The 17,698-nt window shown below is 67.3% G+C and carries 14 protein-coding genes and 4 pseudogenes; 6 read left to right on the top strand and 12 right to left on the bottom strand.

From position 1 onward, the window contains the following. The first annotated feature begins 207 nt into the window (after positions 1-207). The gene (locus OG905_RS09395; protein WP_328667267.1) at positions 208-1,305 is read left to right on the top strand and encodes a transaldolase family protein; all 1,098 of its coding nucleotides are present in this window, start codon (positions 208-210) and stop codon (positions 1,303-1,305) included. Between the two features lie 78 nt (positions 1,306-1,383). Here the strand turns inward: OG905_RS09395 and OG905_RS09390 are convergent. The 3 genes and pseudogenes from OG905_RS09390 to OG905_RS09380 all read right to left on the bottom strand — a co-directional run. Beyond that, positions 1,384-1,977: pseudogene (locus OG905_RS09390) on the bottom strand (hypothetical protein); the annotation flags it as partial. Positions 1,978-2,136: 159 nt separating this feature from the next. Further along, entirely contained in the window at positions 2,137-2,859 is a 723-nt protein-coding gene (locus OG905_RS09385; protein ID WP_328667266.1) for an anthranilate synthase component II, read from the bottom strand. A 19-nt stretch (positions 2,860-2,878) separates the two neighbouring features. Next, complete coding sequence (locus tag OG905_RS09380; RefSeq protein ID WP_328667265.1) at positions 2,879-3,688, bottom strand: methyltransferase domain-containing protein; 810 nt, start codon at positions 3,686-3,688, stop codon at positions 2,879-2,881. 325 nt (positions 3,689-4,013) lie between these two features. Here OG905_RS09380 and OG905_RS09375 point away from each other — a divergent pair, with 325 nt between their 5' ends. Continuing rightward, positions 4,014-5,972, top strand: coding sequence for a helix-turn-helix domain-containing protein (locus OG905_RS09375; protein WP_328667264.1), 1,959 nt, complete (start codon positions 4,014-4,016; stop codon positions 5,970-5,972). On the opposite strand, the gene OG905_RS09370 is transcribed toward OG905_RS09375, so the two are convergent. From OG905_RS09370 to OG905_RS09360, 3 genes are all read right to left on the bottom strand, one after another. Next, complete coding sequence (locus OG905_RS09370) at positions 5,912-7,138, bottom strand: IS701 family transposase (protein WP_328667263.1); 1,227 nt, start codon at positions 7,136-7,138, stop codon at positions 5,912-5,914. The two genes, OG905_RS09375 and OG905_RS09370, sit on opposite strands and share 61 nt — an antisense overlap. Positions 7,139-7,401: 263 nt before the next feature. After that, positions 7,402-8,235, bottom strand: a complete 834-nt coding sequence (locus tag OG905_RS09365) for an alpha/beta fold hydrolase (RefSeq protein WP_328667262.1) — start codon at positions 8,233-8,235, stop codon at positions 7,402-7,404. Positions 8,236-8,361: 126 nt separating this feature from the next. Then, positions 8,362-8,973 (bottom strand): CGNR zinc finger domain-containing protein, encoded by a 612-nt coding sequence (locus OG905_RS09360; RefSeq protein WP_328667261.1) that lies wholly within the window; start codon positions 8,971-8,973, stop codon positions 8,362-8,364. A gap of 153 nt (positions 8,974-9,126) precedes the next feature. Here OG905_RS09360 and OG905_RS09355 point away from each other — a divergent pair, with 153 nt between their 5' ends. After that, positions 9,127-9,321 carry a hypothetical protein gene (locus OG905_RS09355; protein ID WP_328667260.1) on the top strand — a complete coding sequence of 65 codons (195 nt, stop codon included), beginning with the start codon at positions 9,127-9,129 and terminating at the stop codon, positions 9,319-9,321. A gap of 112 nt (positions 9,322-9,433) precedes the next feature. Then, positions 9,434-9,922: a TetR family transcriptional regulator gene (locus OG905_RS09350; protein ID WP_328667259.1), complete on the top strand. Its 489-nt coding sequence runs from the start codon at positions 9,434-9,436 to the stop codon at positions 9,920-9,922. A 585-nt stretch (positions 9,923-10,507) separates the two neighbouring features. Here the strand turns inward: OG905_RS09350 and OG905_RS09345 are convergent. Then, positions 10,508-11,217: pseudogene (locus OG905_RS09345) on the bottom strand (magnesium and cobalt transport protein CorA); the annotation flags it as partial. On the opposite strand from OG905_RS09345, the gene OG905_RS09340 reads away from it, so the two are divergent. Together OG905_RS09340 and OG905_RS39130 are read left to right on the top strand one after the other, a co-directional pair. Then, positions 11,189-11,947: a hypothetical protein gene (locus tag OG905_RS09340; RefSeq protein WP_328682849.1), complete on the top strand. Its 759-nt coding sequence runs from the start codon at positions 11,189-11,191 to the stop codon at positions 11,945-11,947. The pseudogene OG905_RS09345 and the gene OG905_RS09340 overlap by 29 nt on opposite strands. A 139-nt stretch (positions 11,948-12,086) precedes the next feature. Beyond that, positions 12,087-12,224: pseudogene (locus tag OG905_RS39130) on the top strand (IS5-like element IS4811 family transposase); the annotation flags it as partial. Positions 12,225-12,441: 217 nt separating this feature from the next. Here OG905_RS39130 and OG905_RS09330 read toward each other — a convergent pair. From OG905_RS09330 to OG905_RS39125, 5 genes and pseudogenes are all read right to left on the bottom strand, one after another. Continuing rightward, on the bottom strand, positions 12,442-13,425 hold the full coding sequence (locus OG905_RS09330) for a glycosyltransferase family 87 protein (protein WP_328667258.1): 984 nt from the start codon (positions 13,423-13,425) through the stop codon (positions 12,442-12,444). An 853-nt stretch (positions 13,426-14,278) separates the two neighbouring features. After that, positions 14,279-14,611 (bottom strand): annotated as a pseudogene (locus tag OG905_RS09325) (transposase family protein); the annotation flags it as partial. Between the two features lie 230 nt (positions 14,612-14,841). After that, positions 14,842-15,354: a hypothetical protein gene (locus OG905_RS09315; RefSeq protein WP_328667257.1), complete on the bottom strand. Its 513-nt coding sequence runs from the start codon at positions 15,352-15,354 to the stop codon at positions 14,842-14,844. Between the two features lie 580 nt (positions 15,355-15,934). Continuing rightward, complete coding sequence (locus tag OG905_RS09310; protein WP_328667256.1) at positions 15,935-16,123, bottom strand: hypothetical protein; 189 nt, start codon at positions 16,121-16,123, stop codon at positions 15,935-15,937. Between the two features lie 210 nt (positions 16,124-16,333). Continuing rightward, on the bottom strand, positions 16,334-16,879 hold the full coding sequence (locus OG905_RS39125) for an ATP-binding protein (protein ID WP_443043914.1): 546 nt from the start codon (positions 16,877-16,879) through the stop codon (positions 16,334-16,336). Positions 16,880-17,698: the final 819 nt, after the last annotated feature.

Genomic DNA, 17,698 nt, shown 5'->3' with positions numbered 1-17,698 from the left:
CCGCCATCCTCCTTTCTGCCGCGGAGTGTGGGACGTACGTCACGTTCGTATGCGGCCGCACCGTCCACTGGGACCAGTCGGCGATGACCACAGGCGCGTGGGCGTTTCCGGACCCCGGGACGGACGAGGGGGAACAGTCCGCTCCTACCCAACCAAAGGAACAGCGAGCGAGCAGTGCGAGAAGAAGAGACGCCTCGTAGGAGCACCATGCTGACGGATCTGGTCAATGAGGGAGTGTCCGTCTGGCTGGACGGTGCGAGCCGCCGGTCTCTCGCGGACGGAACCCTGAGCCAGCGGATGACAGATGCACATGTCACCGGAGCCGTACTGTCCCTGCGCGAGCTGGGGCGCGAAGTGCGCGACGGCACCGCGTACCGGGAGCAGATCGACATGCTCGGCACCCAGGGCGTCACCGCGGACGAAGCCGTGCGGGCACTGCTTTTCTACGATGCCCGCTGGGCCTGCGACGTGCTGCGGCCGAGCTTCACGGCGACACAGGGCGCCGATGGCTGGGTGTGCGCGGAGCTGGATCCCCGGTTCGCCGACGATGCCCGCGCCTCGGTCGCCGAGGCGCGCGCCGTCGCACTCGCCGTAAACCGGCCCAATCTGCTGATTGCCGTGCCCAGCACTCCCACGGGCATGACGGTGATCAGCGACTGCGTGGCCGAGGGAATTGGTGTGAACGCCCGTCACATCTATTCGGTGCGGTGCTACGGAGAAGTGATCGAGGCGTACTTCGAGGGCCTGGAACGGGCGCTCACCGCCGGACGTGCCGTCACCGCCGTTGCCTCGGTGGCCTCCTTCGAGGCCGCCCGGATGGAAGCAGCGGTGGACCTGTGCCTGAACGGGACGGAGCCCGCCGTTGCCGCGCCGCTGCGCGGCCGGTCGGCGCTAGCCCTCGCCCGAGCGGCCTACCACCTTTACGAGGAAGGGCTCGGCTCCGGCCGCTGGCGGAAGCTGCGGGCCGCCGGGGCCCGCCCGCAGCGCCTGGTCTGGCCCGGAGCCGACGCGCCGGATCCCGCGACGACGGTCCGTCAGGTCGAGGAACTGGTGGCCTGGAGCACCGTCCACGCGATGTCACAGCCCGCGCTTGACGCTGTGGCTCGGCTGGGCCGACTGCGGGGTGACACGCTTTCGGGGGAGTCCAGGGCTTCGGACGAGCTGTTGACGGGCCTGCGGCTCCAGGATGTCAGCGTCGACCGGACCGCCGTGGAGCTGGCTCGCTCGGAGCTCCGGGGGAGCGTACGCGATTGCCTGGACCTCGCCGACTCGGTACGGGACACATGGCGCCGCACGCACGGCTGAGGGGGGCTCGCCGGCTGTGTGCTGACCTTCCAGCACACGGCCGGCGAGCGCCCCTTTTCCAGCCCTTCGCCCATCCGTTCAGCGCCCGGGCGTGCTCCTGGAGACCGCCGTGGCCGGCTTGCGCCCTGGGAAGGCGCCTCCGGTCAGCGCGAGCAGTGGCTCCGCCTTGACGGCCGTCTCCTCGAACTCGGCCTCCGCGTCCGAGAGCCCGCAGGAGTCGATGAGGTTCAGATACGCCTGACGGTCGTGCCGCAGCTCCACCCGCGTACCGACGGCCGGCGGGGCGGGATCGGGGTTCGGCACCAAGCCCGCCAGGGCGTCGAGCCGGCTCGCTGTCCGGGTCAGCCAGGACCGCGCCGTGTCTTCGACCGCTACCTCCTGCCCGGCAAGGCCCGTGCCTTCGTCTGCAAGGGCGAGGAGATACGTCATTCCTTCCCGGTGGTCGAAGACCACGGCACGGTCGGCGAAAATCATCGCCGCATCCGGCTCCTCCGAGCGGTGTGTCAGGCCCCCTCCGGGCGCAGGCTTCAACTCGTACCCCAGATAGCCGACCCAGCCGAGCGCGAAGTCGAAGGGCAGTTCCGGTACCTGAGTGGCCGTGCCGCGCAGGTCCGCGTCGAGCCAGTCCAGGAACTCGCCGGTGACGATCTCCGTACCTGTGCGCGACCTGACCTGGACCTGCTGCTCAACACGTCCGCCGTGGCGACGCGGGCGAGGGGACCGGAGGCGTCACCCATGAGGGAGAAGCGGCCGAGGACGCCGTCGGTCCTGCTGCTGTCGAGCCAGAAGGAGTGCGAGCCCGCTCCGTACAGGCGCTCGAAGGCGATCTCATCACTCCAGCGGGTGCGCAACCGTTCCACACAGACCTTCAACCGACGCTGCTCCGCAGGTCGTTGTCGCATGGGCGCAGAGCTTTTCCCGGGATGACCGACGGCCTGCCGCGGAGAATCGGCCCGGGCGTCGGACGCCCACGGCGGCGTTCTCTTGGCGCAACTCCAAGAAATTCCTGAGGAGTTGCATGCCGTATTCCGTGCCGATCGACTCCGGATGGAATTGCACGCCGTGCAGCGGACGGTTCCGGTGCCGTATTCCCATCACGACGCCGTCGTAGGTCCAAGCTGTCGCTTCCAGTTCATCAGGAAGACGGGTGACGGCCAGGGAGTGGTATCGAACGGCTTCGAAGGGGGACGGGAGGCCCGTGAAAATGCCCGTTCCCGTGTGCAGCACGGGCGAGATACGGCCATGGCACGGTTCGGGCGCCAAGGTCACATGGCCCCCGCTCGCCAGGGCAATTCCCTGATGGCCGAGACACACGCCGAGCAGCGGGACCTTCGTGGAACGGATGATGTCCTGACAGATTCCAAAGTCCGCCGGGCGTGCGGGATTTCCCGCTCCTGGTGAGATGACCACCCGATCGAAATCCGCAAGATGGCGGGTGCGCCAGTGCGCGTCGTCATTCCGGACGACAGTCGGCTCATGACCGGAAATTTGGGCCAGATAGTCGAACAGGTTGTAGGTGAACGAGTCGTGATTGTCGACCAGCAGCGTACGCATCGGTAGGTTCGGTCCTCCCTCAGGGCCGCAGAGCGTGGGGGTGCGTGACCGTCAGGCGTGCACCGGCCCGGTTCCTGTCCGGCGCCGCTCCCGCCCTGTCGCGGCGCGCACCGCGCCGGGCGCCCGAGGCGGCGATCCGTTCGCTGGTACGGCTCCCTCGCTCGGCCTCGGCGAGCGGCCCCGGGAGGACTTCGAGCAGGGTGTGCTCGATCAGGTCTTGTCCTTCGAGGACCGTGCGGCGCCGCAGGACCCGCAGTTCGCGGCCGCACTCCTCGGCGATCCTCTCCAGGCCGGCGATGTCTCCGCGTTCGCAGAAATGCAGCAGCACTGACCCGGTGTCGGTCCGGTGGTGTACTGCTTCCTCGAGATATCTGCGGTGCGTGCGGTATCCGGCGTCCACGTACGCGCGTTCATGAACCGACCTGTAGGTGTAGTCCGCGGGAGCCAGTACGTAATTGGAGCTCCAGAAGATCCGGTCGAACCGGGCTCCGTCGTCGAGCGCGTCGAACACATCGCTGTGCAGCGCTGTGACGCGGTCGGAGACACCGTGCCGCTGGGCGTTCAGCCGGGTGTTTTCCACGGCATTTTCATTGATGTCCGCCGCAACGGTCGTACAACCGGCAAGCGCAGCCTGAATGGCAATCACTCCGGCGCCGCAGCCGATCTCCAGCAGGGATGACGACGGGGTCAGCGAGTTGGTTCCGGTGAGCCCGAGAAATTCGAGCGCAATGCCGGTCGACGGTGAGTAGGTCGGTGCGAATACCTCGTCCAGCAGATCCCACTCGCGGTTCACCATGGAGAACGTGCGGGGACGGTCCGGGTTTGTCATGGACCGGTTGCTGCGCTCCAGTGACTTGAGGTGACTTCGCACGTCGGACATTGAACCTCCGGGACTAGGCCGAGCACTGAATTTCTGACTCCTACTCTTCTCGGCTCGTGGCCGTCCCGGAAGGTGATCCGGTGACAAGCCGGGCCGCGCGAATGGTGGCGCGGACACCTCCCATTGCTTGTGATGTCAATCACATTTGGCAACATCGGTGAATGTTTGGGGAGGTTGCACGAGTGCACGATGGGTGGCCAACGGGTATGAGCGAAGCTCGCGTTCGCCCTACGGGGAAGGCAAGGAATAGATGAATTCGGCCGAATACTCAGGTATGAGTGAAATGCTCGACATCCTCGAACTGCTCGCCGCAGAGGCTCCGCCGACAGAGATCGAAGAACTGCTCCGGCGTGCCCGTGCGGGCGGTGCGGGCGCCGGCGTCATACCGCAGTTGGAACGGGCGGAGCGCATGGCTTTACAGGTTCACACCCTGTTCTCCCGCCGCCAGCAACGTGAGGCAGAGCTGTCCGCGCTGGTGGACACTGCCCGCGACCTGACCCTTCCGTACGACCTGGACGCCCTGCTGGAGACCATCACCCGGCGCACCCGGACGCTGCTCGGTCTGGACATGTCCTACATCAGCTTCCGCGACGCCGGGGACAGCTTCGTGCGCACTGCGGATGGCCATGCGTCGGCGCTCACCGTGGGATTCCGCGTCCCGAACTCCTACGGTCTCGGTGACGAGGCCATCAAGAAGTCCGTGCCGATATGGACTCCTGACTACCTGTCGGACGAGCGGGTGCGCCACACCGGGGTGCTGGACGAGGTGGTACGCGCGGAGGGGCTGCGAGCGATCATCGCGACCCCGCTGAAGTTCGGCGAGGACGTCTTCGGTGTGCTGTACGCCGCGGACCGGAACGTGCGGCACTTCACCATCGGCGATGTCTCCTTGATGAGCTCGCTGGGGGACATGGCCGCCGTAGCCATCGAGAAGACGCGCACGCTGGAACGCAGCCACGCCGATGTCGCCAGCCTGAAGTCTGGCTCCTCATGGGCGGAGTCACAGCTGATCGGATTCCGTAGGCTGTCGGAACTGCACATCAGGCTGGTGGACCACGCGCTCGCCGGCGGCAGCCTGAACGCCCTCGTCTCCGAGGTGGCGGAGGCGCTTCGGGGCGCGGTGCTGGTACGGGACATGGAGCACCGCCCGCTCTCGGGCAGCGGAACGATACCCGCCGCCGACGATGCCGAGGTGCTGGGCGCATGCCGAACCGCCTCCGCGCGACGCATGCCGATCGCCTTCGGCACGGGCACCTGGGTCGTGCCGGTCACGGCGGGGAACGAGGAGCTCGCCGTCCTGCTGCTGCACCCGCACGAGCCGCTGGACGACGTCGGCGAACCGCTCCTGCGGCTGGCTGCCCAGTCCATCGCGGTGCTGCTCCAGGTGCAGCGCGGCGAAGCGGCCGCGGCGAGCCCGTTTCGCGACGAGTTGTTCGAGGACCTGCTGGTGGCTCCGCACCGTCCCGCCAAGCAGTTCATTCAGCGCGCCCGCCGGCTGAGCATCGATCTCGAACGTCCCCATGTGGTCGTGGTCATCCGTCCGGAAGGCGGAGCGCAGGGCAGGGCGGCAAGCTGGGCGGCCGCGTACGCCCGGCGGATGGACGGGCTCAGGAGCATCCAGAACGGGTGTATAGCACTGCTGTTGCCCGCTGCCGACTCCAGCGCCTCGGCCGGGGCCGTGTCCGCTGAACTCACCCCGTTGCTCGGGCACCCTGTGACAGTCGGCGCGGCCGGTCCGGTCTCCAGCCCCGATCTGATCCAGCAGGCCCATCAAGAGGCCCTGCGATGCCTTGACGCGCTGGTGTCACTCGACAACGTCGGCGCCCATGCCTCCCCCGAGGACCTGGGCTTTCTCGGTGTGCTGTTGTCCGACAACCACGATGCCGCGAGTTTCATCAGTGCCACGATCGGGCCGATCCTTGACTACGACGCACAGCGGACGACCGAACTCACCAGGACGCTCGACGAGTACTTCGCCGCTGGCGGCAGCCCGACGTACGCTGCGGAGGCCCTGCACGTCCACCCCAACACCGTGTCCCGTCGGCTGGAGCGGATCACCGAACTGCTCGGCGCCGACTGGCTGAAGCCGGAACGAGCGCTTGAGGTCCAGGTGGCACTTCGGCTGCACCGGACACATGACGTGTTGCGGCAGAAACGTGACGGCGGCCCCGCTCAGGCGGACAGGCCGGAGCCATTTGCCGGGCCGGCCGATCGCAGCGCCAACATGGCGTAGGCACAGGACCCCAGCGTCATGTGGCGGTGCCAGCCCTGGAAGGAGCGGCCTTCGTAGTCCCGCAGCCCGATGGTCTCGCCCCGGGTCCGCCAGCCGCTGCTGACCGTATGGATCAGCTGTGTCATACGCAGCAGGGAGACTGCTGATGGTTGGTCAATGTTGGTGAGCCACAACTCGGCCGGGGGACGGCGGAGGTCGTGCCACACCCCCAGGAGGGTGAGGTGGCCGAGCCGACCGCGGGCGGAGCGCTCCGCTTCGCCGGAGGCGGGGAGGCGTACACCTGCCGTCGCCGTGGCCAGCGGGAGTTCCCCTGCCGGTTCATGACGTTCCTTGCGGCGCAGTACGCTGCGCAGCCGACGCGCGGGGTCGAGCACGGTGCGTGCCGGAGCCAGGTGCTCGCCGTGGCCCCCTCCCCGGCCCTGGTCGCCGAGTGTGAGCAGCGTCTGCCCGCTGATCCGTACGGCGACAGGGGATTCCCGCTCGAACAGCCCGGCCAGATGCCGCTGTTCGTCGGCTCCTCGGGCATCCATCATGACCAGACGCGTGGAGTTCCCCCACCGGCGGACGTCGTCGAGGAGACCCGTGACGCAGTCCTCAGGGGTGGCGGCGCTGAGTTCGTCGGGGTCCTCCGCCTCGGTCCTTCGCCGGTTGTCCCGGAGCCAGGCGTTGTGCAGGTTGAGGCGCCAGCTGACCGGTGCGACCACCCGCTCCGAGGCGTACCACATGCTGTACGCACGCTGGCCGTTCACCAGCTGTCCGCTGTCGGGCGAGAAGTGCCGGGACACACCCACGGTGTGCTCACCGGCCTTGGGGATGGACACCGGCAGGGCCACCCAGGCCGAGGGTAAGTCGTCTTCCTCCAGAAAGGCTGCCAGCGCCTTGCGCACCGGGTTCACGGCCCAGGGGGAACTGCTGACGAAGTGGTGCAGGCGCTGCTCGTCGCCGGGCACGCCGACCGCGGCCGCGATGTTCGCGATCGACTTGCGCCCTTCGGCACGGAGCAGTCCGTCCATGTACTGCCGCGCCCGGACGCGCTGGTCGTAGCGGCGGAACCCCGCGAACAGAGCGGCGCAGAGTTCGGTGACGATGTCCTCGGACCCAACGAGGGGAGGGGGCGTGATGCGCGTAAGGTGCGCGAGCTTCTTGAGGGATGTGTCGTCGGCCATCGCAGCGCCTCCTGTTGTACGGGATTTCTACGCCCGCACACCAGAGTTGCCGCGGCGGCCGCTTCCAGCGAGGTGTACCGGGCACACCACGGCGGGTTCGTGAGGTGACCGGACCACCGCTCGCGGACCGGAAGCCAGCCCGGAACGAGGGAAGGGCGGCTGTGGGGTGGTGATCCCGTCACCACCTCACGGTGAGCCGTGGCGCCACCAGCCCCCGGACATCACGGAACAAGCGTCACGAGATTCGCGTCATGAAACAGGCTCTACGGAAGAGCACGAAGGAAGGTCAGCAGAGCGGAGGTCAGCGTGGCGGGGGCGTCCACAGGTACGAGATGTCCGGCGTCCGGGATCACGGTGAGCCGCGCTTCGGGAATGGCCGAGGCCAGTTCATGAGCTTTGGCCACGGGAATCCAGATGTCTTCCGCGCCCCAGCACACCGTGACCGGAAGGTTGATCTGCGGGTACAGCGTCTGGATTTCGTCGGTGTATCGCTGATCAGCTTGCGCGATCTGCCGGTAGAAAGCCGCCTGGCCGCCTTCGTCCGACCAGGGTGCAATCAATTGTTCGGCCACATCGGAACGTAGTCCCGGGAAACTCGCCGAGCTGACGTATTCACGTACCAGTGCACGATGCAGAGGGGGCGGAAGCTGTTCGAATACTTCGGTGTTCTGTCCCACCAAACGGAAGAACGGAGAACCCCACGGGGCCAGGGCGACGGGGTCGACGAGGGCCAGCCCGCGGTAGGCGGCCTTGTGCAGCAGGTGAGCCCTCAGGGCGACGGCGCCGCCGAAGTCGTGCGCGATCACGCAAGGGGCCGACAGCTGCCAGTGCTCCAGCAGTTGGGCGAATACCTCGCCCTGCGCGGCCAGTGAGACGTCCTGCCCCTGGTACTTCTCGGAGGAGCCGTAGCCCGGCATGTCCCACACGAATACCTGGTACTGCTGCGCGAGCGCCTGGGCTATTTCCCGCCAGACGAACGATGAGAAGGGCGTGCCGTGCAGCAGTACGACGGACTCCCCGCTCTCCGGCCCCTGCCGGTCCCAGCGGACCGTACCGGACGTGCTGCGGAAGCTCTCGTTCAACTGCCAATTCGTCAATGCCCTAGCCCCTTCAGCGTGCGGGTAGCCCCAGGTACTTTCTCTGAAAATCGTCCGAGTTTTCGCTGCCTGTGAAAGGACAGGAGTCGCAAGGCACCGCCGCTTGGGAGGCGGCTGGCCGGCAGCTCAGCGCTTGGGTGTCCGGCGTCCGGCGGTCGATCCCTCACCGCCCCCCTGCTGACGGGCGCGGTGGTTGGCGACGTTGAGGCGGTTGCCGCACAGGCCGGGCATGCAGTAGCGGCGGCGGCCAGCCTTGCTGGTATCGACGAACATGCCGTCGCACACCGGAGAGGCACAATGCCGGAAGCGGTCATGGCTGAGGGTGTGCAGGACGCCGAGCAGTGCGGTGCCCACGAGGACGCCGAGTTCGTCCGCGACGGAGGAGCGCGGCGCGGTGGTGACGTGCCACTGCCAGCGGCCGTCGGCGTCCCGGAGCAGGGCTGGGCCGATGGCCGCCCGCCTGACAAGCGTGTTCGCGCCGTCGGCGACCTCATCCTCGGTGGTGGCCTCCAGCAGGGCGCGGATCTCCTGGCGGAGGGTGTGCACCTCGACAAGGTCGTCCTCGGTCGGTTGGCCATCCTGGGGTGTGGCGTCGAGGTGGAGGTCGTGCTCGCGGAGGAACTGCGCCAGGGCGGCCGGGTCGGTGAGGACCTCGCCGGTGCTGATGCGTACCGCGGCTGAGGTGTTGACGAGGTCGGTGGCTACGTTCGCCCCCAATGTGTAATCGGAAAGAAGCATCTTCAAGCCTTACTTCATGGCTACGGTAATCAGAGAAAGTAGATTATACCCCTTAGCTCTGGAGGGGGTGGTGTGCGCGCGAGATGCGACTGCACCGAGTGACGGAAGCACCGCCCACCCCGGCACCCATCGTCTGGGAAGGAATCGCTGCTCATGTGCGCTCTCCTCCGTTTCGCACTCCTGGTCACGAAGGACGTGGCCTACGGCATCAACGCCGGGCACGCGATCAGGCACGGCCTGAAGCCGCCCACGCCCGGCCACTCCCACGCACCGACGAGGTCGCGCTACGAACAGGTCGCGCAGCCCGCGACCTTCGCGGCACGCGGTCCGCCCCGGCCGTGGACCTGACGACGCTACGGCAGACCGCCGACTCCAGCCGATTTTCATCCGACTTCAGCTCAATGAGCTAACTCCAGGCCGCATGCAGCGACTCCCGCTTGAACCTCGCAAGGAGTACACCTTGGACAACGCAGCATTCCTCGCCTACCTCGATGGGCGCCAGGTGCGCTGGCGGCTCACCCTCGACGAATGCATCGAGGCGGCTGGCCGAGACCCGCGCGCCCGGCTGCTGGCCGTCTTCGACGCGCTCCGCGCATGGGCGCATTCGCCTTCGGGCGGCTTCCGCAGTAGTGCGTTCATCAACGCCCACTTTGAACTGGCCAAGCCGGAAAACCCTGGCCGCACCGTGATCACCCAGCACAAGCGAGCGCTGCGCGACCGGATGCTCGAACTCGCCGAGGTGACTGGCGCGCCCGAACCCGGCCCCCTCGTGGACCAACTGCTGCTGATCTACGAAGGAGCGGTCGCCAACTACTCCCTGGGTAACGTCGACGAGCCCGCGGATAAGGCGCACCGAACGGCCCGGCAACTCATCGCCGCCGCCACACCGCAGCCCATGGACGCCTTCTGGGTCGGCAACGCCGAGGGCGGCGGGGGATGCGGGCTTTGACCCGGCCTACGGTGCCCCCCGCGCGCTGCGCGAACCCGAAACGGCGGCCCAGCACCGGCTGGCCCCGGACAGGGCGGCGCTTGTCGGCCACAGCATGGGCGGCTTGGCCGCTCGGATGACCGCGGCCGCAGACACGCGGGTGTGCGCCGTAGCCTCCGTCGCGGGCTTCGACTTGGGTGCGGTGGCTGCAATTTGACCGGCGTGTGACGGGGTAGTTGGAGAGACCAGGTCCGGATCAGTGCCCCAGCGCCGTGAACACGCTCATCGCTCAGAGCAGGGGCGCGCGTGGATTTCACTGTCGGTGATGTGCCATAGGGTCGGAGACATCGCGTGGGTAGCGCCGAACAGGGATCCAGGCGAGCTCGTTGCGGGAAGCGCGAGGCGTGGGCTGCCGTTCGCTTCTCCCCGGATTCTCCCCAGCATTCGCCGGTACCCAAAAGGCCTGGTCAGGGGTCCGTCAAAAGCAGGGTGAGGAGATCACCCGCATCATTTCTCCCCAGGGGCTCCCCAGAGCCTGTTGTGGCTCTGTTTTCGGCAGGTGCGAGAGCAAACAGTGCGAGTAGCTTCAGGAGCGAGTGCAGGATCCTACAGCCAGTCCCGCCGCTTGAAAATTACGTACAAACTTGCGCAAACCACCCCCATCAGGCCGATCGCGAAGGGGTAAACGAACCGCCAACTCAACTCAGGCATGTGCTCAAAGTTCATGCCATAGATAGTTCCGACGAGCGTCGGAGCAAAGAGAATCGCCGCCCACGACGAGATCTTCTTGATCTCTTCGTTCTGCTCGATGCCCGCCTCGGCCATCGCGCGCATCTCGTCGTTCTGCTGCTGTGTCACCAGCGTCGCGTTCACGGTGAGGATGTCTGCCAGCGCCTGGCGGAAGCCGTCCACGCGCTCGCTCGTGTGGGTCACGTGGTCGGCGACGTCGCGGAGGTAGCGCTGGAGTTCCTCGTCCGTGCCGTATTTCGCGAAGCCCGCCATGAGGGCGTGCAGCATGCCGACGAGGGGGCGGGTGGCGCGCTGGAACTCGACCATTTCGCGGGAGAGTTCGTAGATGCGGCGCGACACGCCGGGTCGCCGCCGAAGACTTCGGTCTCGATCTCGTCGATGTCGTTCTGCACGCCCGCCACCACCGGGGCATAGCCGTCGACCACCGCGTCCAGGATCGCGTACAGCACCGCCTCCGGGCCCAGCGCCAGCAGTTCCGGGGTCTTCTCCATGCGGTGGCGGACCGCGGACAGGTCAGGGGCCGCGCCGTGGCGGACCGTGATCAGGAAGTCCCTGCCGACGAAGACCCTGGCCCGGGACCGTGAGCGCGCGAGCGTCGCCCAGCTGGTGGCCCAGGCACAGGCGGCGGGCAAGGCCGCTGAGGCCCAGACACGCGTGGCCAAGGAAGCGTCCGAGCGTGCCGTGGCGGCGTCGAAGCTCGCCAAGCAGCTAGCGCTCGAAGCGGCCGATGAGACCAGGAAGGCCGGCAAGGACTCGCTGAAGGCCGCGAGCGCCGCCCGCCGGGTGGCCGACGCCGCAAAGGGAGCCGCGGCTGCGGCGCAGCAGGCCATCAGCGCCGCCCAGGCCGCGAACGCCTCCCGCGCGCAGAGCGCCGCCGCCGCGGCGGCGCTCTGCGCAGGCGAGGTGGCGAACGTACGGAAGGCCTCCGAGGGCGCCCGGGCCGCGGCCGTGGGCGTAAGGAAGGCCCCCCAGGCCGCCGAACAGGCGGGCAAGGCGGCGACCCAGGCCGGCATTTCGAGCTCAACGCCTGGAGATATTTCCGGCGTTGGAGCTGGCACTGAACTTGAGCAAGAAGGGCCCGGTCATCCTGCTGACCGCATATCAGACACCTGCTGCGATCCGCCGAAGCGGGGCCAACGGATCGGGACCTGGCTGAAGAACCGCAAGGTCAAGAACGCCGCCACGCTCGCCGAGACCGTCGTCGAGGCGGCCCACTCTCAGCACACTGCACTGCCGAGAGAAGCTGGCTGCCGCGATGGTGGCCCGGATCGCGAAGGGGGTGATGGCCCTCGATGAGGAGATCGCCGAGCTCGACGCACTCATTGAGGACCGGTTTCACGAGCATGCGCACGCTGATGTGATCCGCAGCCTGCCCGGCATGGGCGCCCTACTCGGAGCCGAGTTCATCGCCGCCACGGGCGGCGACTTGGAGGTCTTCGTCGTCCTGCCCCGTAGATGGGTCGTCGAACGGACGTTGGCCTGGCTCATGCACGCCCGCCGCCACGCACGCGACTACGAACGACTCGTACAGCACAGTGAAGCCCTCATCACCTGGGCGCCACTACCCTCATGACCCCCCGCATCACCCAGAAGAAGAAGGCCCCCGGCAGTCTCCGCCGCCGACCTCACCTGGGCTGCCTGAGCCCGCAACGCAACCTCGGCAAGGAAACCCCAAGTCCCGAAACATGTCATTACCTGCTCGGATGCAGGTACTGAGTCCGGTCCGGCCTGGTTCCAATTCCTCTGTGGCAGTGCGTCAGGGCCAAGGCGCCGCAACGGGCTGGCACCCGTCAGCCTGAGACGGTGGTCCGTTCAGGGTGGTCCCGGAGGCAAGGCCGCGTGCCGCGCGACAGCCCTACGGCGAATCGGGGCCAGGTGAGAAGTATGAGGGGATAGATGGCATAGCCAACCCGGGTAGCTGGGGACAGCATGATGATAAGTCCTAGTCCGAGCGCCAGCCGGTTGGCAGCAGCCACCGTGTTGCGGGGTGGGCGCACCAGCAGCGACATCCCCAGGCCCACGGCGCTCAACAGGATGAGTGCCATAGTGACGGCCTCGCCGTTCGGAACGACGGACACGATCAGGTGCCCGAGCAGAGGGCTCTCCGCGGAGGATTTTGTGTCGCTAAGCCCGAAAGGGTAAAGGATTGCGTTCTCGTAAAATGCTCCGCTGTCTCTCAGTAGCGCAGGGAGGACCGCGAGAACGGCGATGCCCGAAGCTGCCGCAGCGCACCTGAGTGCGGCACGACGGCCGTGACGCACCGCGAGGACTGCAATCACCACGGGCAGTGCGGGCCAGGCGGTTCCCTTCAGTGCAGCCGCCACCCCCAAAACCAGGCCCGCGCGTCCCGCGTGCCCGCGCTGCGAGTAGGCCAGGGTCAGGCAGATCAGTGCGACGACCGGGGGGTCCACCCCGCCGATGGCCAGCGGTAGTGCGACGACTGGGCAGGCGATCAGCCACAGCACGCCCGTCACCCTGGCACAGTTCGCCGGAACGCCAGCCCCGGACTTCGCCGACACCCGCACGGCTGCGATCACAGCCGCGAGGAAGCCCAGTAGGGACCAGACCCGGGCGCTAGTGAACACGGAGTCGCCAAACAGGGCATGCGGTATTCCAAAGAGTGACATGCCCGGCAGATAGGGGTTGAAGTCAGGCACCGCATGCGGGTTCGGCTGGTACGGACTTCCGGAGGAGAGCAGCAACTGCGCGCCGCGCTCGACGACCCCCACCTCCATCTGTGCCCGGCCGATCGCGATCAGCCAGAGCAACGGCACGACAGCTGAGCCAATAACCGCTATGACTGCGGGCCAACGCCCCCAAGGTATAGACGACTTTGTCGCAGCCACAGTCGCGCAGGCGTACCCCAACGCGGCGGTCAGGCCCCACAATTGTTGTGACGTCTGATCGGGCGAGGATAGACCGACTGCAAGTGCCAGAACCGCGCACAGTGTCAGCGCTGCCCTATCCCATCGCCTGGACTTCTTGAGCAACCCGAGACTCCCGTCGACCGCAAACCATGAGTAGTCGCGCGATAGCCGTGGGCTGGCACCTGAATAGGCGAACCGCTTACAGGAAGCGGCAAGAAGTAGAACCACCCTTTGGTTCGAAGGAAAGGATGGGCATTTTCGCCTGAATGATAGGGCCGGATGGTCCACAAGGCCTCGAAGCTCACTGTCGCGCTGGCCCTTGCAGCCTCTTTGAGGCCCTACCTCCCCTTCCGCCCTCAGCGTCAGGGGCGCATCGGAAACAGGTACTCAGTCCCCCGATACCGCTCGCGTCGACCGACTCCCCGAACGTAGACGGCTGCGAGGGAAAGCAGCCTTAGTAGAAACACGCAGCCGGTTACCTATTCCTCTGCGAGACGGCACTCGACGACCCATCAACTACGCCCGCCCGAGGGGAGGAGGCACTTGGCACGTTGTGACTCCGGGGCCCTTCTCCGCCTGCGTCTGCAGGTGGTACGTGGCCGACAACGGGCCAGCTCCCGCTCGTGGGAGACGCTCAGTCGGCCACGTCAGGCGCAGGACATGACCTCGTGTGATCACTCACGATCCGGCTCCCAGCCCTAAAGCGTGTTGCAGAAGGCTGTGTTTGGGCGTGTCAGGGCTGTCTCTGGGGTGGTTGTGTTCATGCGGCGAGGGCGAGGTTGTGAATGTGGACCACGGCCTGGACCGCGTGGTGGAGACCGCTTCCGCGCTGTCGGCAGTCGCGCAGGATCTTGTAGTGCTTCATGCGGGCGAAGGCGTACTCGACGCGGGCACGGACCCTGCGGTACTCGGTGTTGTCTTCTTCCTCGCCGGCCAGGAGTGGCCGGCCGGGGCTTTTGCGGTGCGGGACGACGAGTCCGGTGTTGATGTACGCGCCGTCGCCCAGGACGGTGACGCCTTCACACTGCTGGGCCAGGCCGGAGTCCCGCCACGCCTTCGCATCGGCGGTGGTGCCGGGGGCCGGCCGGGCCGCGCGCCGCGCCGCCTCTTGGCCGACCGCTCACCATCGACGAGAACAGCAGTACCGGCGTGCCGTATCCCGCAGCGGACAGGCCGGACTGGACCGCCCCTTGGCTCTCATTTCCGGAGGTGCGAGAACAAAATGCACGCTGCTTGAGGAGGGAGCGGCACGAGCCTAGAGCCAGCCCCGCCGCTTGACACGCCGACAAGGGCACCTGCGCGGCTGGCGCTGACGCACGATACTCACCGGCGATGCCCGGCTGGGTGGTTGCTGATGCTGCCTGTTCTGCTTCGTCGGGTCGCGGAGAGCAGCCTGCCATCACGGACGTTGAGTCCCAGAATGGTGATGATCACGGCACTGACGAGTAGTTCGACGGCTTGAACCACAACAAACATGGTGCCGAAGTCGCGGATAGCAGCGAGCGACCGCAGGATCAGGGCGCACGGGGCGAGCGCGAGCCCGAACGCCGCAGCGGCAGCCGTACGCCGCCACTTGCGCCAGACCAGCGCCGCGCGACGCTGTGCCTTGGACAACTGCTGGCGCGAAGTGGCCAGAGAGTGCCCTGTGATCACGGCGACGGCCATGCTGCCCACAAAGGCGGGCAATACTTGGAGGTTGATGGTCTTGGCCAGAGCCACAGCGTCCTGGTCGCCGAGCATCTCGACAACGACTGATGCCGTGGCGAACAGCGTGATCAACGTGAATGCGAGGACGCCCGCCGCAGCGTGGGCACGGGATTTCACATGCTTCTCCATTACCGAGGTGAAGGGCAGGCGGAACCGACGCCTCCCCTCTGCACGGAGGGTGAGCCGGAGGTGTCAGGGCGGCGCCCGATCGGCTCCTGACACACGCAGCCTGCTGCCAGGGGAAGATGGCGGGGCACCGGGGAACTACCTGTCCCGCCACGCAGGACACCTGGGCACGCCGTTGCCCACGGCACCGACGAGCCTGACGCCGTCCGTGTGCCATCACTGCGAGCCCGGCGACACGCGACTCGGTGTTGACTGACTGATCGTGACGGCGCAGTGCCGGCCCACTGGCCGCAGCGGCCTTCGCCGAACCCGCCGAGCCTGGTGTACCGCGCGACGGCGTCCTCGCTTCCGCCAGCCTCATGCCGGGCGGGAGCCTGCGTGGCAAGCCCGTGGGCCCGCCCCAGCGGCAACGGTGCGCTCGCCGCGTGGTCGCCGAACCTGGAGGGTGACGGCGCAAGGGACCGGAACCGCGAGCGCTCGCCTGCACCCGCGGCCGCGCGCCGACCCTTGCGCCGGATCAGCGGAGGCCACCTGCCGCCTTCCCTGCCACGAGGCAGCCGTGCTCAGTCAGCGATTGCCGGGCTCACAACGGCATGAGGGCAATGTGAATGGCCGTTCTGATAAGCGCTACGACATCCTCGTCAGCGACGATCTCGACAACGACTGACGCTGTGACGAACAGTGCGATCAGCGTGAGCGCGAGGACTCCGGCCTCGGCCTGCACACGCGATGTCATGTTCTTCTCCCCATCAAGATGAAGGGCAGGCAGCACATCGACGCCTCCCTATGCACTGATGGGGAGTCAGAGCAAGAGCCTGGCCGCGGCGGCCCCATCGGCTCTTTGACTGAGACAGCATGCGGCGGGGGAGAAGAGAACGAACACCGGCAAGGTACCTGTCCCGCTACGCAGAGCATCGGGCTTCCTCGTCGTCTCGGAGCGCCCTCGGGCCACCCTGGCGCCGCGCATGCTGGCCGCCGGACGTCAGGAACCGGGCCCAAGGGCGGATGCCTTGATCCCGCGGTGAATGGACGGCCGCAGGCTCAGTCGGGGGAATCGGGCAGCACCGCCTGTGCGCAGTTCGAACCAGACGGTCTTGCCGCCCGACGTCTGCCGTGAGCCCCACCGACTGGCGAGCTCATCGAGCAGTTGCAGTCCCCGCCCATGTTCCTCGTCATGCCGGGCGCGGTGCGGCCGGGGCGGGAGGGGGCTGACGTCGGTGATACCGCAGCGCAGCCGCCGTTTCCGGGGGGACAGGGCCATGCTCAGACATATTGGACCCCGAGCGTGCGTAAGTGCGTTGGTGACCAGCTCTGTGGCCAGAAGCCCGGCGGTGTCGGCGTGCTCGTCCAGTCCCCATCGGGCCAGCTGGTCGCGGATCAGCCGCCTTGCCTGGGACGGGGCACGCGGGTTCTGGTCCAGCGGCCAGCAGACGGCGTCCCCGTGTACCCGGCCGAGGTGTCGGGCCAGGCCTTTGACCCGCACGGCAGCGGCATCTCCCCGTCGTCGCAGCAGGCGTGCGAGCGACATCACCGGGACGGCTGGGCGGACGTGACGGGTGGGACGCGTGACCGGTCCGGTTGCGGCGGAGCAGGTACGGCAATGCCCGTGGCTGAAGGTACCGCGGTCCGGTACGTCCGAGGACAAGCACAGGGGACTGGGGACACTCATGAGACCCACCTTCGTTCTTTCCGAGAGCAGAGACGCACATATAGGACTCTTCAGGCATAGGCGGGGCGACTAGGAAACTGCGCATTTCTGTACCTACTTCGATGTGGACCGCCAGATATCCGGCGAGCGGTTGACCGGCCGCACGTCACGCAGGCGGGCAACTGAACGTTCCTACCCCCCGGTTGCCGTTGAGCTCCATGAGGGACGCTGGGTCAGCCGGCCACGGCGAGAAGTCGACGGGGTGTGCTCTCGGCGAGCGGCATCCGCGAGGCCGGAATGCCGAGGCTGCGTCCTTCGGTACATCGCGACATCGCCGCGCCGAGGTCGTCGAGTGCGGTATCAGCGGTGGCTGCGGGGTGGGCCGGGCCAGTGGCGTTCCGAAGCAGGCGTGACGCCTTTGTGAAAGTGGGAGGTCGGGAGGCGGATTCGGGCATTTGGGCTGCGGGATTCCCTGGACGGATGCCTTGGGTGAAGCTGCGGCGAGCGGCGAGCGGCGAGCGGCGAGCGGCCATGGTGGGGGCGCCACGGTGGGGTGGCATCAGCTGCTCGGCTGAACCGGCCGGCACACCTTCCTCAATCTGGCCTTCGTGAACCTGGCCCTCGTGAGCGCGGGCACCCCCACCGCAGGTACCTCTGTAGGTGTTTTCCCGGGTGACGTGCCCTTCTCGGTGCGCTGAT

Origin of the sequence: Streptomyces sp. NBC_00322, from assembly GCF_036147535.1 — a bacterium.
GTDB lineage: Bacteria > Actinomycetota > Actinomycetes > Streptomycetales > Streptomycetaceae > Streptomyces.
The sequence above is the reverse complement of the archived record's forward strand: the minus strand, read 5'-3'. Positions and strand labels throughout refer to the sequence as shown.

What these genes read in the sequence shown, in the direction of transcription:
- OG905_RS09360 (WP_328667261.1), bottom strand. Translation starts at nt 8,973, where the DNA reads ATGCTTCTTTCCGATTACACATTGGGGGCGAACGTAGCCACCGACCTC.
- OG905_RS09370 (WP_328667263.1), bottom strand. Translation starts at nt 7,138, where the DNA reads ATGGCCGACGACACATCCCTCAAGAAGCTCGCGCACCTTACGCGCATC.
- OG905_RS09315 (WP_328667257.1), bottom strand. Translation starts at nt 15,354, where the DNA reads ATGGAGAAGCATGTGAAATCCCGTGCCCACGCTGCGGCGGGCGTCCTC.
- OG905_RS09355 (WP_328667260.1), top strand. Translation starts at nt 9,127, where the DNA reads ATGTGCGCTCTCCTCCGTTTCGCACTCCTGGTCACGAAGGACGTGGCC.
- OG905_RS09385 (WP_328667266.1), bottom strand. Translation starts at nt 2,859, where the DNA reads ATGCGTACGCTGCTGGTCGACAATCACGACTCGTTCACCTACAACCTG.
- OG905_RS39125 (WP_443043914.1), bottom strand. Translation starts at nt 16,879, where the DNA reads ATGTCGCTCGCACGCCTGCTGCGACGACGGGGAGATGCCGCTGCCGTG.
- OG905_RS09375 (WP_328667264.1), top strand. Translation starts at nt 4,014, where the DNA reads ATGAGTGAAATGCTCGACATCCTCGAACTGCTCGCCGCAGAGGCTCCG.
- OG905_RS09380 (WP_328667265.1), bottom strand. Translation starts at nt 3,688, where the DNA reads ATGACAAACCCGGACCGTCCCCGCACGTTCTCCATGGTGAACCGCGAG.
- OG905_RS09395 (WP_328667267.1), top strand. Translation starts at nt 208, where the DNA reads ATGCTGACGGATCTGGTCAATGAGGGAGTGTCCGTCTGGCTGGACGGT.